Source organism: Ornithinimicrobium humiphilum, from assembly GCF_006716885.1.
Lineage (GTDB): Bacteria > Actinomycetota > Actinomycetes > Actinomycetales > Dermatophilaceae > Ornithinicoccus > Ornithinicoccus humiphilus.
Window position 1 is genome coordinate 2486412 of the sequence record NZ_VFPU01000001.1, and the last position, 13372, is coordinate 2499783.

Annotated in this window: 13 protein-coding genes and 1 riboswitch; of the genes, 4 read left to right on the plus strand and 9 right to left on the minus strand. The window is 73.5% G+C overall.

Going from position 1 to position 13372, the window contains the following annotated elements; genetic code table 11:
* Positions 1-84 precede the first annotated feature (84 nt).
* A complete protein-coding gene (locus FB476_RS11695; protein ID WP_141818970.1) occupies positions 85-1074 on the plus strand; it encodes a malate dehydrogenase in 990 nt (329 codons plus the stop codon).
* Positions 1075-1193: 119 nt separating this feature from the next.
* Here FB476_RS11695 and FB476_RS11700 read toward each other — a convergent pair whose 3' ends face one another.
* The 9 genes from FB476_RS11700 to pcrA all read right to left on the minus strand — a co-directional run bounded on the left by FB476_RS11700 (position 1194) and on the right by pcrA (position 11355).
* The gene (locus FB476_RS11700; RefSeq protein ID WP_170233605.1) at positions 1194-1535 is read right to left on the minus strand and encodes a DUF3017 domain-containing protein; all 342 of its coding nucleotides are present in this window, start codon (positions 1533-1535) and stop codon (positions 1194-1196) included.
* Positions 1532-2395: a bifunctional methylenetetrahydrofolate dehydrogenase/methenyltetrahydrofolate cyclohydrolase gene (locus FB476_RS11705; protein WP_141818974.1), complete on the minus strand. Its 864-nt coding sequence runs from the start codon at positions 2393-2395 to the stop codon at positions 1532-1534. The genes FB476_RS11700 and FB476_RS11705 overlap by 4 nt, the downstream gene beginning before the upstream one ends.
* Positions 2396-2416: 21 nt before the next feature.
* On the minus strand, positions 2417-4000 hold the full coding sequence (purH, locus tag FB476_RS11710; RefSeq protein ID WP_141818976.1) for a bifunctional phosphoribosylaminoimidazolecarboxamide formyltransferase/IMP cyclohydrolase: 1584 nt from the start codon (positions 3998-4000) through the stop codon (positions 2417-2419).
* Positions 4001-4028: 28 nt separating this feature from the next.
* Positions 4029-4106, minus strand: a riboswitch (ZMP/ZTP riboswitch).
* Position 4107: 1 nt separating this feature from the next.
* Positions 4108-4710 carry a phosphoribosylglycinamide formyltransferase gene (purN, locus tag FB476_RS11715; RefSeq protein WP_141818978.1) on the minus strand — a complete coding sequence of 201 codons (603 nt, stop codon included), beginning with the start codon at positions 4708-4710 and terminating at the stop codon, positions 4108-4110.
* Positions 4711-4747: 37 nt separating this feature from the next.
* Entirely contained in the window at positions 4748-5956 is a 1209-nt protein-coding gene (locus FB476_RS16500) for a cell division protein PerM (protein ID WP_170233606.1), read from the minus strand.
* 208 nt (positions 5957-6164) lie between these two features.
* Complete coding sequence (gene sucD / locus FB476_RS11725; RefSeq protein WP_141818980.1) at positions 6165-7055, minus strand: succinate--CoA ligase subunit alpha; 891 nt, start codon at positions 7053-7055, stop codon at positions 6165-6167.
* A 38-nt stretch (positions 7056-7093) separates the two neighbouring features.
* Complete coding sequence (sucC, locus tag FB476_RS11730) at positions 7094-8275, minus strand: ADP-forming succinate--CoA ligase subunit beta (RefSeq protein ID WP_141818982.1); 1182 nt, start codon at positions 8273-8275, stop codon at positions 7094-7096.
* A 96-nt stretch (positions 8276-8371) separates the two neighbouring features.
* Positions 8372-8779 (minus strand): coenzyme B12-dependent isobutyryl CoA mutase small subunit, encoded by a 408-nt coding sequence (locus FB476_RS11735; protein WP_141818984.1) that lies wholly within the window; start codon positions 8777-8779, stop codon positions 8372-8374.
* 65 nt (positions 8780-8844) lie between these two features.
* Positions 8845-11355, minus strand: a complete 2511-nt coding sequence (gene pcrA / locus FB476_RS11740) for a DNA helicase PcrA (RefSeq protein ID WP_141818986.1) — start codon at positions 11353-11355, stop codon at positions 8845-8847.
* 107 nt (positions 11356-11462) lie between these two features.
* Between pcrA and FB476_RS11745 the strand changes: the two genes are divergently transcribed.
* The 3 genes from FB476_RS11745 to FB476_RS11755 are packed head-to-tail and all read left to right on the plus strand — an operon-like array spanning position 11463 to position 13344.
* Positions 11463-11861, plus strand: a complete 399-nt coding sequence (locus FB476_RS11745; RefSeq protein WP_141818987.1) for a hypothetical protein — start codon at positions 11463-11465, stop codon at positions 11859-11861.
* On the plus strand, positions 11858-12295 hold the full coding sequence (locus tag FB476_RS11750) for a hypothetical protein (protein ID WP_141818989.1): 438 nt from the start codon (positions 11858-11860) through the stop codon (positions 12293-12295). Before FB476_RS11745 ends, FB476_RS11750 begins: the two co-directional genes overlap by 4 nt.
* Positions 12292-13344 carry a lysylphosphatidylglycerol synthase transmembrane domain-containing protein gene (locus FB476_RS11755; RefSeq protein ID WP_170233607.1) on the plus strand — a complete coding sequence of 351 codons (1053 nt, stop codon included), beginning with the start codon at positions 12292-12294 and terminating at the stop codon, positions 13342-13344. Before FB476_RS11750 ends, FB476_RS11755 begins: the two co-directional genes overlap by 4 nt.
* Positions 13345-13372 lie beyond the last annotated feature (28 nt).

The window sequence follows — 13372 nt, forward strand, 5'->3', positions numbered from 1 at the left end:
GCTAGCGTCGGCTAGCAGAACCGGGGCTGTCGCGTGCTCCGGGACGCACCCGATCCACCCGTCCCCGAACGAAGGGCACCGCACATGAGCACTCCCGTCAAGGTGGCCGTCACCGGCGCCGCCGGTCAGATCGGCTACAGCCTCCTCTTCCGGATCGCCTCCGGCGAGCTGCTGGGCAAGGACACCCCGGTCGAGCTGCGGCTGCTGGAGATCACGCCGGCGCTCAAGGCGCTCGAGGGCGTCGTCATGGAGCTGGACGACTGCGCCTTCCCCGCGCTGGCCGGCGTCGAGATCGGCGACGACCCCAACGTCATCTTCGACGGTGCCAACGTCGCGCTGCTCGTGGGCGCCCGCCCGCGCACCAAGGGCATGGAGCGGGGCGACCTGCTCGAGGCCAACGGTGCGATCTTCACCGCCCAGGGCCGGGCCCTCAACGACCACGCGGCCGACGACATCCGCATCACGGTGACCGGCAACCCGGCCAACACCAACGCGCTCATCGCGATGAGCAACGCCCCCGACATCCCGACGGAGCGCTTCTCCGCGCTGACCCGCCTGGACCACAACCGGGCCATTGCCCAGCTCGCGGCCAAGGTCGGCGCGCCCGTCACCGACATCCGTCACATGACCATCTGGGGCAACCACTCCGCCACCCAGTACCCCGACCTCTTCCACGCCGAGGTCGGCGGCCGCAACGCCGCCGAGGTCGTGGGCGACCAGGACTGGTTGGAGAACACCTTCATCCCGACCGTCGCCAAGCGCGGCGCCGCGATCATCGAGGCCCGCGGGTCCTCCTCCGCCGCCTCCGCGGCCTCCGCCACCATCGACCACACCCGCGACTGGCTGCTCGGCTCCGCCGAGGGCGACTGGGTGTCGATGGCGGTCCGCTCGGACGGCTCCTACGGCGTCGCCGAGGGCCTCATCAGCTCCTTCCCGGTGACCACCTCCGGCGGCAGCTACGAGATCGTCCAGGGCCTGGAGATCGACGACTTCTCCCGCGGCAAGATCGACGCCTCGGTGGCCGAGCTCGCCGAGGAGCGCGAGGCCGTCACCTCGCTCGGCCTCATCGGCTGACACCGGCACCCGCTGGTCGGACGGGCCCCCTCCCGCTCGGGAGGGGGCCCGTCCTGCGTCCAGGCGTATGCCGTGCCGCAGGGAGCGGCGACGTGCCGGGCGCCGCTCGGTGGGGGCGGTCAGCCCAGACGCAGCGTCGAGGCGAGCACGGCCACGGCCGCGCCCAGCAGCGCCATCGCGGTCACGTCGACCCAGCGCCCGCGGACGGCGAGGCCGCCGGCCCGCGCGTCCGGCAGCACCGCCCGCAGCAGCGCCAGCACGCCCATGGTCGCGCCGACGGCATAGCCGTAGAGGCGGAGGTTCTCGGTGACCAGCAGCACGCCGGCGACCGCCAGGCCGATCACGCCGACCCACCAGACGCCGAGCGGCTGCCGCGGCGCGGCGGCCCGGCGCTCGGCCTCCGGGTCGTCGTCGAGGGGGCCGTGCTCGGACCCCGGGAGCACGTCGCCGTCGTCGGTCACGCCGGTGCGACCGTCACCCCGGCGGCCCGCTCGGCGGCCTCCACGACGTTGGTGAGCAGCATCGCCCGCGTCATCGGTCCGGCGCCGCCCGGGTTGGGCGAGAGCCAGCCGGCGACCTCGGCGACGTCGGGGTGGACGTCACCGGCGATCTTGCCGTCGCGCCGCGCGACCCCCACGTCGACGACCGCCGCACCGGGCCGGACCATGTCCGGGGTGATGAGGTCGGGGACGCCGGCAGCCGCGACGACGACGTCGGCCCGCCGCGTGTGGGCGGCCAGGTCGCGGGTGCCGGTGTGGCACAGCGTCACCGTGGCGTTCTCGGAGCGACGGGTCAGGATCAGCCCGAGCGGGCGCCCCACCGTCAGGCCGCGGCCCACGACGACCACCTCGGCGCCGTCGAGCGGCACGTCGTAGCGGCGGAGCAGCTCCACGACGCCGACCGGGGTGCAGGGCAGCGGCGCCGGCGTGTTCATCACCAGCGAGCCCAGGTTGACCGGGTGCAGGCCGTCCACGTCCTTGAGCGGGTCGACCCGCGAGAGGATCGCGAACTCGTCCAGGCCGGTCGGCTGCTGCACGAGGAAGGCGGTGCACGCCGGGTCGGCGTTGAGCCGGTCGACCACGGCCAGCACGTCCTCGAGGGTGCTGCCGGCCGGCAGGTCCTCGCGCAGGCTGGCGATGCCGATCTCGGCGCAGTCGCGGTGCTTGGCCCCGACGTACCAGCTGCTCGCCGGGTCGTCGCCGACCAGCACCGTGCCGAGGCCGGGGACGACGCCCCGCTCCGCCAGCACCTGCAGACGGGCCCGCAGCTCGTCCTTGATCGTGGCCAGGACGGCCTTGCCGTCCAGGATCGTCGCGCTCATGTCGTCGACTCTATCGACCGGTCAGTGCGCGAAGTGGCGGGTGCCGGTGAAGTACATCGTCACGCCCGCGGCAGCCGCGGCGGCGACGACCTCCTCGTCCCGGATCGAACCGCCCGGGGCCACGACCGCGCGCACCCCGGCGTCCAGCAGCACCTGCAGGCCGTCGGCGAAGGGGAAGAAGGCGTCGGAGGCGGCGACCGAGCCCGCGGCCCGCTCCCCCGCCCGGTCGACCGCGAGGTGGCAGGAGTCGACCCGGTTGACCTGCCCCATACCGATGCCGACGCTGGCGCCCTCGGAGGCCAGCAGGATCGCGTTGGACTTGGTGGCGCGCACGGCCCGCCAGGCGAACTGCAGGTCGGCCAGGGTGGCCTCGTCGGCGGGCTCGCCGGTCACGAGTCGCCAGCGGGAGGCGTCGTCGCCGCCGTCCACGACCTCGGCCTCGACGGTGTCGAGGACCTGCATGAGCAGGCCGCCGGAGATCGGGCGGATCTCGGTGCCGGCGCGGGCCGGGGACGCGGCGCGCAGCAGGCGCAGGTTCTTCTTGGTCCGGAGCAGCTCGAGCGCGTCGGCGTCGTAGTCGGGGGCGACGACGACCTCGGTGAAGATGTCCTTGAGCTGCTCGGCCATCGCCAGCGTCACGGGGCGGTTGGTCGCGACGATGCCGCCGAAGGCGGACACGGGGTCGCAGGCGTGGGCCCTGCGGTGGGCCTCGGCGACGTCCGCGCCGACCGCGATGCCGCAGGGGTTGGCGTGCTTGATGATCGCGACGGTCGGCTGGTCGCCGTGGTCGTGCGCGGCGCGCCGGGCGGCGTCGGCGTCGATGTAGTTGTTGTAGGACATCTCCTTGCCGTTCAGCTGCTCCGCCTGGGCCAGGCCCGGGACCGGCGCGAAGCCGTCGACGTAGAGGGCGGCCGCCTGGTGCGGGTTCTCGCCGTAGCGCAGCACGGCCTTCTTGTCCCAGGTCGCGCCGACCCAGGCCGGGAAGCCCGTGCCCTCGCTCGTGTCGCTGACCACGTTGCCCATCCAGGAGGCGACGGCGACGTCGTAGGTGGCCGTGTGCACGAAGGCCTCGGCCGCGAGCCGGCGGCGCGCGTCGAGCGTGAAGCCCCCGGCCGTCACGGCCTCCACCACCTGCGGGTAGGCCGTGGGGCTGGTGACCACGGCGACGCTGCGGTGGTTCTTGGCGGCGGCGCGCACCATCGAGGGACCGCCGATGTCGATCTGCTCGACGCACTCGTCCTGGCCCGCGCCCGACATCACGGTGTCGGTGAAGGGGTAGAGGTTGCAGACCACGAGGTCGAAGGGCTCGACGCCGAGCTCCTCGAGCTGCGCGACGTGGTCGGCGTTGGTGGTGTCGGCCAGGATGCCCGCGTGCACCCGGGGGTGCAGGGTCTTGACGCGGCCGTCGAGGCACTCGGGGAAGCCGGTCAGCTCCTCGACGCGGGTGACGGGCACGCCGGCGGCCTCGACCCGCGAGGCGGTGGACCCGGTGGAGACGACGGCGACGCCGGCGGCGTGCAGGGCCGTGACGAGCTCCTCCAGCCCGGTCTTGTCGTAGACGGACACCAGGGCGCGGCGGACGGGGCGGCGGTCGGGAACGGACACGGGGGCTCCTCGGAGGTCGGCAGCTCGGGATGGGCACCCAGGCGGGCGATGCCCACGATCGTCACTCCCCGGTGGTGTCCCACCCGCGCCAGTCGTGTGGGGCCAGTCTAGTCGCCCGTCGGGGCCCCGACGTCCCGCCGGCCCAGCAGCCGCGGCAGCTCCTCGACGAGCAGGGCCCGCTCGACGGTCTTGATGCGTTCGTGGAGGCTCTCCTCGGTGTCCTCCGGCAGCACCTCGACCGCCCGCTGGGCGATGATCGGGCCGGTGTCCACGCCCGCGTCCACCTCGTGCAGGGTGCAGCCGGTGACCGTGACCCCGTAGGCGAGGGCGTCACGCACCGCGTGGGCGCCCGGAAAGCTGGGCAGCAGCGCCGGGTGGGTGTTGACGACCGGAAAGCGGCCCAGGACCTCCGGGCCGAGGATCTTCAGAAAGCCCGCCGAGACGACGAGGGCGGGCCCGTGGGCGGCGATCGCGTCGGCCAGTGCCGCGTCCCAGGCCGCCCGGTCGGGGTGGGCGCGCAGGGGCACGACGAAGGTCGCGATGCCGCGGGAGCGGGCACGCTCCAGGCCCGCGATGCCGTCGCGGTCCGCACCGACGGCGACGACCTCGACGGGATAGGCGGGGTCGTCGGTCGCGTCGAGCAGGGCCTGCAGCAGGGTTCCCGATCCGGAGACGAGCACGACGACGGGCGCGCGGGCGGCGAGGTTCACGCCCGGAAGTCTAGGCGTGCAGGGGCACCGGGAGACGTCAGCGGACCCGGACCCGGCGGCGGGCCAGCAGGTGGCTGGCGCTGGCGGCCAGCACCGCCCCGCCCCCGACCTCGAGCAGGAGGAGGCCGGCCATGAGCAGCGGGGCGACGCCGACGGTGCCCAGCAGGCCGGGCGTCAGTCCGCCCGTGGCCAGCCAGCCCAGCAGCAGACCGGTCGCGGCGACCAGGAGCGAGCCCAGGAGGGCGATCTGCGTCTTGGTCCACCAGGTGGACAGCCGCGAGGCCGCACGGGCGGCCCGGTGGCCCAGCCAGCATCCCGCGAGGACGGGCACGAGCACGCCGCCCCACAGGAGGGGCGGCAGCGTGCCGGGCTCCGGCAGGGCTCCGAGCACGGGTAGGAGGGGGAGGTCGCCGGCGCTGGAGGAGGACCAGCCCACGTGGACGGTCCCGACCGTGACGCCGGCCCCCGTCAGCCACCCGAGGGCCCACACCATGAGGTTGGGCAGCGCGAGCAGCTGGCCGAGGGTGAGCACGGAGGTGCCCACCACCCCGGCGTCGAGGGCGCCGTAGAGGGTGAGGACGCGCTCCCAGCGGACGAGCAGCAGCCCGAGGACGAGGAGCAGGGTGGCGGCCGTCAGCCCGACCAGGGCCTCGCCCGCGGCGGGCAGCGCCCGGCGCAGCAGCACGGGGGTGCGCGCCTCCACCCAGCGCAGCCCGCCGGAGACGGCGGGGTGCTGCTCGCGCCGGTGCTCGGCCCACCACACCAGGACGACGGCGACCAGCGGCACGAGCACCGCCCCCGTCACCAGGCTGGGGAGGAAGACCGGCGCGAGGCCGAAGCTGGTGGCGTGGCCGACGACCAGCCCCGCGACGAGGTAGCCGAGCACGAAGGCCGAGGCGTCGGACCCGCCCAGGGCGTGCCACGCGGCACGCCAGCCGCCGATGACGGGCACCCGGGCGAACATCTCGTCCCGGTTGAGGACCACCTGCCGCGCGGCCCACCAGCAGATGAGCAGCGGCAGCGCCGTGAGCAGGAGCGGGGCCAGCACGACGTCGGCGTCAGGGGTGCGGATCTCGGCGCGGTGCGCCAGCGCCCAGACGTCGACCGCCGCACCCAGCGTCTGCCAGAAGCCCGCCGTGCTGCGCTCGTCGGCGATCCAGGCCACCACCGTGGGCAGGGCCACGGCCACCACGCCCAGGAGGACGCAGACCACGCCGGCGAGCGCGGCGACCGCGAGCTCCGCCACGCGGGCGAGGGTCAGGGACGACAGGGAGGACCGCCCGGGCTGCGGGGCGGCGCTCCCCCCGGGAGCCGGCTCGGTTCGCTGCAGCAAGGTCATGACCGTCCCATGGTCACCCGGCCTCGCCCGGCGTCCCGGGAGGCGCGCCGGACGCGCCGACGGGCGGCACCCGCGGTCGCGGGTGCCGCCCGTCGGCGACGTGCGTCGTGCGCGCTCAGCCGAGCGAGGCGATGACCTGACGCATGAGCTCGGCGGTCTCGGACGGGGTCTTGCCGACCTTGACGCCGGCGGCCTCGAGGGCCTCCTTCTTGGCGGCCGCGGTGCCCGAGGAGCCGGAGACGATGGCGCCGGCGTGGCCCATGGTCTTGCCCTCGGGGGCGGTGAAGCCCGCGACGTAACCGACGACCGGCTTGGTCACGTGCTCCTTGATGTAGGCCGCGGCCCGCTCCTCGGCGTCGCCGCCGATCTCGCCGATCATGACGATCGCGTCGGTCTCGGGGTCGTCCTGGAACGCCTGGAGGCAGTCGATGTGCGTGGTGCCGATGATCGGGTCACCACCGATGCCGACGGCGGTGGAGAAGCCGATCTCGCGCAGCTCGTACATCATCTGGTAGGTCAGCGTGCCGGACTTGGACACCAGGCCGATGCGGCCGGGGCCGGCGATGTCGGCCGGGATGATGCCGGCGTTGGACTTGCCGGGGCTGATGAGGCCGGGGCAGTTCGGGCCGACGATGCGGGTCGTGCCCTTGTCGCGGGCGTAGGCCCAGAACTCGGCGGTGTCGCGCACCGCGATGCCCTCGGTGATCACCACGAGGAGCGGGATCTGGGCGTCGACCGCCTCGATCACCGCGTCCTTGGCGAACTTCGGCGGGACGAAGACGACCGACACGTTCGCGCCGGTGGCCTCCATCGCCTCGGCCACGGAGCCGAAGACGGGGACGGACGCGCCGCCCTCGAACTCGACCTGCTGGCCCGCCTTGCGGGGGTTGACACCGCCGACCACCTGGGTGCCGGAGGTGAGCATCCGCTGGGTGTGCTTCATACCCTCGGAGCCGGTCATGCCCTGGACGATGACCTTGGAGCTGTCGTCGAGGAAGATTGCCATAGGAGTCTCTAGTCCTTCGTTCGGTCTCGTCGGGGGGCTTACTTGGCGGCCAGCTCGGCGGCCTTGCGGGCGGCGCCGTCCATGGTCTCCTCGATGGTGACGAGGGGGTGGTTGGCCTCGGCGAGGATCCGTCGGCCCTCCTCCACGTTGTTGCCGTCCAGGCGGACGACCAGCGGCTTGGTGGCGTCGTCGCCCAGGATGTCCAGCGCCGCGACGATGCCGTTGGCGACCGCGTCGCAGGCGGTGATGCCGCCGAAGACGTTGACGAAGACCGACTTCACCTGGCTGTCGCCGAGGATGACGTGCAGGCCGTTGGCCATGACCTCGGCCGAGGCGCCACCACCGATGTCGAGGAAGTTGGCCGGCTTGGCGACGCCGCCGGTGTAGTCCTCGCCGGCGTAGGCGACGACGTCGAGGGTGGACATGACCAGACCCGCGCCGTTGCCGATGATGCCGACGTTGCCGTCGAGCTTGACGTAGTTGAGACCGAGCTCCTTGGCCTGCGCCTCGAGCGGGTCGGTGGCGGCCTTATCCTCGAGCTCGGCGTGGTCCGGGTGGCGGAAGTCGGCGTTGCCGTCGAGGGTGACCTTGCCGTCGAGCGCGACGATCTCGCCGTCCTCGGTCTTGACGAGGGGGTTGACCTCGACCAGCGTGGCGTCCTCGTCGCGGTAGACCTGCCACAGCTTCTGCAGGACCGGGACGATCTTGGCGGCGGTCTCGGTGTCGAAGCCGGCCTGCTCCACGATCTGCCGGGCCTTGGCCTCGTCGATGCCGGTGTTGGCGTCGACCTCGACGCGGGCGAGGGCCTCGGGGCGCTCCACGGCGAGCTGCTCGATCTCCATGCCGCCCTCCTTGGAGCACATGGCCAGCAGCGAGCGGTTGGCGCGGTCGAGCAGCACGGAGAAGTAGTACTCCTCGGCGATCCTGGCACCCTGGGCGATCATCACGCGGCCCACGGTGTGGCCCTTGATGTCCATGCCGAGGATGGCGGCGGCGTGCTGCTCGGCCTCCTCGGGGCTCTTGGCGACCTTGACGCCGCCGGCCTTGCCACGGCCACCCGTCTTCACCTGCGCCTTGACGACGGTGACGCCGCCCGAGAGCTCGCCGATCCGCTCGGCGGCCGCACGCGCCTCCTCCGGGGTGTCGGCGGTGGCGCCGGCCAGCACGGGGACGCCGTGCTTCTCGAACATGTCACGCGCTTGGTACTCGAACAGGTCCACGTGTCAGTTTCCCATCGTGTTGTGGTGAGGTGAGGTGGCGAAAGGTGGCCCGGACGCCGACGTCCGGCCCGGCCTGGGGCCGGACCGGACGGAGGGTCAGTCTGTGTCGCGCCCGAGGTGCTCGTGCACCCAGGCGGTGATGTCGCTCGTGCTCGTCCCGGGGGTGAACACCTCGGCGACGCCCATCTCCTTGAGGAGCGGGATGTCGTCGGCCGGGATGATCCCCCCGCCGAAGACGACCACGTCGCTCGCGTCGTTCTCGGCGAGCAGGTCCACGACCCGCTTGAAGAGCGTCAGGTGCGCCCCCGAGAGGACCGAGAGGCCGACGGCGTCGGCATCCTCGGCGATGGCGGCGGCCACGATCTGCTCGGGGGTCTGGTGGAGGCCGGTGTAGATCACCTCGACGCCGGCGTCGCGCAGGGCGCGCGCCACCACCTTCGCTCCCCGGTCGTGGCCGTCCAGGCCGGGCTTGGCCACGACGACCCGCAGCGGTGAAGAGGACATGGCTCCGAGAATATCGCAGCCCGCGGACCCGTCCTGCCCGCGGTCCCCGGCTCCCTCCCGGCCGGCTACAGCTTGACCAGGGGGGCGACACGGACGAGCAGCCGCTTGACCCCGGCCTCGCCGAAGTCGACGTGCGCCATCGTGTGCTTGCCCGTGCCCTCCACGCGCACGACGGTGCCCAGACCGAAGGAGTCGTGGCTGACGCGGTCGCCGGCCGACAGGGCCTCGAGCTCGGCGTCCTCGGCCTCCGAGCGCTGCCGCCGGGGCGCGCTGCCCCGCGGGTCGAGGCGCACCACCTCGGGGCGCCCGCCGGTGGCTCCGCCACGACCCCGGCCGCCGTAGCCGCCGCCCCAGCCCAGGCCCTCCGCCGCCGAGCGGCGCCCGCCGAAGCTGGACCGGTCGGCATCGGTGCGCTCCCAGGTGACCAGCTCGTCGGGGATCTCGTCGAGGAAGCGCGAGGGCGGGTAGTACTGCGGGGCGCCGAAGGCGGCGCGGCTGGCCGCGCGAGAGAGGTGGAGCTGCTCCCGGGCACGGGTGATGCCGACGTAGGCCAGCCGGCGCTCCTCCTCCAGCTCCTCGGGGTCGTCGAGGCTGCGCTGGTGCGGAAAGGTGCCGTCCTCCAGCCCGGTGAGGAAGACGACCGGGAACTCCAGGCCCTTGGCGGTGTGGAGGGTCATGAGGGTGACCACCCCGCTGGCGTCGTCGCCCTCCGGGATCTCGTCGGCGTCGGCGACCAGCGAGACCTGCTCGAGGAAGTCGACGAGGCCGCCCTCGGGGTAGTTCTCGTCGAACTCGCGCGCCACGGCCACGAGCTCGGCGAGGTTCTCCACCCGGGTCTCGTCCTGGGGGTCGGAGCTGGCCCGCAGCTCGGCGAGGTAGCCGGTGCGGTCGAGGATGGCCTCGAGCAGGTCTCCGACGCCGGTCTCGTCGTCGGCGGCCAGGGCCCCCAGCTCCTCCAGCAGAGCGGTGAAGCCCGAGATCGCGGCCACCGACCGGCTGGCGATGGCGGGGGCGTCCGCGGCCCGGCCGAGCGCCGCGACGAACGGGATGCGCTCGCGCTCGGCGAGCGCGGTCACCGCACCCACCGCCCGGTCGCCGATGCCGCGCTTGGGGGTGTTGAGGATGCGCCGCAGGTTGACGTCGTCGGCCGGGTTGGCCAGCACGCGCAGGTAGGCCAGGGCGTCCTTGACCTCGCGGCGCTCGTAGAAGCGGGTGCCGCCGACCACCTTGTAGGGCAGCCCGGTGCGGACCAGCACCTCCTCCAGCGCCCGGGACTGGGCGTTGGTGCGGTAGAAGACCGCCACGTCGCCGGGGCGCACGCCGCGCTCGTCGGCGAGCTGGTCGATGCGCCGGGCGACGAAGGAGGCCTCGTCGTGCTCGCTGTCGGCCACGTAGCCGATGATCGCGGGCCCCTCCCCCGCGTCGGTCCACAGGTTCTTGTCGCGGCGCCGGGGGTTGCGGGCGATGACGGCGTTGGCGGCGCGCAGGATCGTGGCGGTGCTGCGGTAGTTCTGCTCCAGCAGGATGGTCCGCGCGTCGGGGTAGTCCTCCTCGAACTCCACGATGTTGCGGATCGTCGCGCCCCGGAAGGCGTAGATCGACTGGTCGGCGTCGCCGACGACGCAGAGCTCGGCCGGCGGGAGCGCGCGGTCGCCGCCGTCGACGATGTCGCCCTCGTGCCCGACGAGCTCGCGGACGAGGACGTACTGGGCGTGGTTGGTGTCCTGGTACTCGTCGACCATGACGTGCCGGAACCGTCGGCGGTAGTGCTCGCGCACGTCCGGGAACGCCTGGAGCAGGTGGACGGTCGTGGAGATGATGTCGTCGAAGTCGAGGGCGTTGGCGGCGCGCAGCCGGCGCTGGTAGAGCGTGTAGGCCTCGGCGACCTTCTGCTCGTAGGCGTTGCTGCCGACGCGGGCGGCGAAGGTCTCCTCGTCGACGAGCTCGTTCTTGGCCGCCGACACCTTGGCCAGGAAGGCCCGCGCCGGATAGCGCTTCGGGTCCAGGTCGAGGTCCCGGATCACCATGCCCATGAGGCGCTGGCTGTCGGCGGCGTCGTAGATGGAGAACGACGAGCGCAGCCCGGCCGTCTGCGCCTCGCGGCGCAGGATCCGCACGCAGGCGGAGTGGAAGGTGGACACCCACATCGCCGCGGCGCGCGGCCCGACGAGCGCCGCGACGCGCTCGCGCATCTCGGCCGCGGCCTTGTTGGTGAAGGTGATCGCCAGGATCTGCCCGGGGTGCACGTGGCGCTCGGCCAGCAGGTAGGCGATGCGGTGCGTGAGCACCCGCGTCTTGCCCGAGCCGGCTCCCGCGACGATGAGCAGCGGGCTGCCCTCGTGGACGACCGCCTCGCGCTGGGGCCCGTTGAGCCCGGCGAGCAGCTCGGCCACGTCGGGGCCGCGGGACCCGGCGGCGCGCCCGCTCCCCCGCGCCGGCGGCTCCTGCCCCTCGGCCAGCGCCCAGGCGGGCACGCCCCGCTCGTCGACCGCCTCGTCGGGGTGACCGCTGGCCTGGGCAGCCGTCATCGAGGGCATCGGGAGGTCGAAGGAGAGGTGGTCGAAGAGGCTGCTCATCACCTCCCATCCTAGGCGGGCGCGCCGACGCCCCTGGTGCGCGCCGACGCGAGCGCCGCCTACGCTGGGGCCGTGACCTCTCGTCCTCCCGCCCGGGGTGAGCGCCCGTGACCGGTGGCTCCTCGGCCTACCTCGACCCGCCCACCGTCGCCATCCTGGTGGGCGGTCTCGCGCTCGCCCTCCTGTGCCTGGTGAGCGGACTCAACGGCCGCCCGCCGACGCGGCTGACGCTGGCGCTGACGGTCGTGCTGGAGGCCGGCGTGGTGGCCTACTGCGCCTGGTACCTCGTGCGGCAGCTGTCGGGCGAGTCCCCGGTGGGCCCGGCCTGGGAGCTGTGGTCCTACCTCCTGACCATCCTGCTGCTGCCCGTCCTGGCGCTGGTCTGGGCCCGTCAGGAGCCGACCCGCTGGAGCACCTTCGTGCTGGCCACGACCGCCTTCATCGTGGGGGTCATGGGCGCCCGCAGCGCCCAGATCTGGTACGGCGTGGGGCTGATGACGACGTGAAGGCCCCCGCCGCCCACGAGGGCGACCGCAAGCACGGCCCCGGCCGCGTGATCCTGGCCCTCTACCTCGTCTTCGTCATCGGCACCGTCACGCGGTCCGTCGCCCAGATCTCCAGCCGCTGGCACGAGGCCCCGCTGGCCTACGGGCTGTCCGCCTTCGCCGCCGCGGTCTACGTCGTCATCCTCGTCTCGCTGTCGATGCGCGGACGCACGGCCTGGTGGGTCAGCGTCGTCGCGCTGCTCGTCGAGCTCGTCGGGGTGGTCGTCGTCGGCACCTGGAGCGTCGTCGCCCCGGAGATGTTCCCGGACGCCACGGTGTGGTCGGTCTACGGCAAGGGCTACCTCTTCCTCCCGCTCGTCCTCCCCCTCGCCGGCCTGTGGTGGCTGGTCTCGCCCCGGGGCGCGCGGGCCGGGACCGAGGCCGCGGCCGGGTGAGCGAGACCGCACCCGCCCTCCCCCGGATCGGCCTCCGGGAGGTGCTGCAGTCGGTGGTGGGGCTGGTCCTCGTCGCGCTGCTCATCGCCTACGGCCTCCCCTACCTGCTCGACACCTCCTGGGCGGCGATCGGGGCGCAGCTGGGGCGCGTGCGCCCCGGCACCGCGCTGCTCATGGCGGCCCTGCTCGTCGCCGGCCTGTTCTGCTACACCTGGGTCGTCCTCGGCTCGCTGCCCGGGGTGGGGCACGTGCAGGCCCTCAAGATCAACGCGGTGTCGGCGACGATCGCCAACCTGATCCCGCTGGGTGCCGCCGTGGGGGTGGCGGTCTCGTGGATGATGCTGCGTACCTGGGGCTTCTCCAAGTCCGCGATCTCCAGCTCCTTCCTCGTCACCGCGGTCTGGAACGTCCTGGCGCGCGTCCTCCTCCCGGTCGTCGGCTGTCTGGTGCTCGTCGCCGGACCGATCGACGCCCCCCGCGTGGTCATCACGGGCGCCGCGCTGGCCGGGGCGATCGGCACCGCGGTGGTGGTCGTCTGCGTGGTCATGATCGCCTCCGACCGGGTGGCCGCGGTGGTCGCGCGGGTGCTCCACGCGGTGCTCTCGCCGTTCAGCCGCAGGATCCGCGAAGGACGTCGCCTGGAGGCGCTCGTGGCCGACCAGCGCGCCCGGGCGGAGTCGGTCGTGCGCACCGGCTGGCTGCCGATGACGCTGGGCATGCTCGGGCAGTTCGTCCTCCTCTTCGGCCTCTACTGGGTGGCCGCTCGGGTCGTCGGCCTCGACCTGCCGGTGGCCGAGCTCATCTGCGCCTACACCTTCCGCCAGTTCCTCACCGTCCTCGCCGTCACCCCGGGCGGGCTGGGCGTGACCGAGGTCGGCACCGCCGGCCTGCTGGTGCTCTTCGGGGCCGACGGCGGTGCCGCGTCCGCGACCGCCCTGCTCTACGCGATCTACGCCCACCTCGTCGTGGTGCCCTTCGGGCTGGCCGCCCTCACCGCCTGGTGGACGGGCACCGGCCGGCGCGCCGTCGCGGAGGGCCGCCTGACCTGAGGGGGCTCTCGAGAACCGGTTGGCCCGG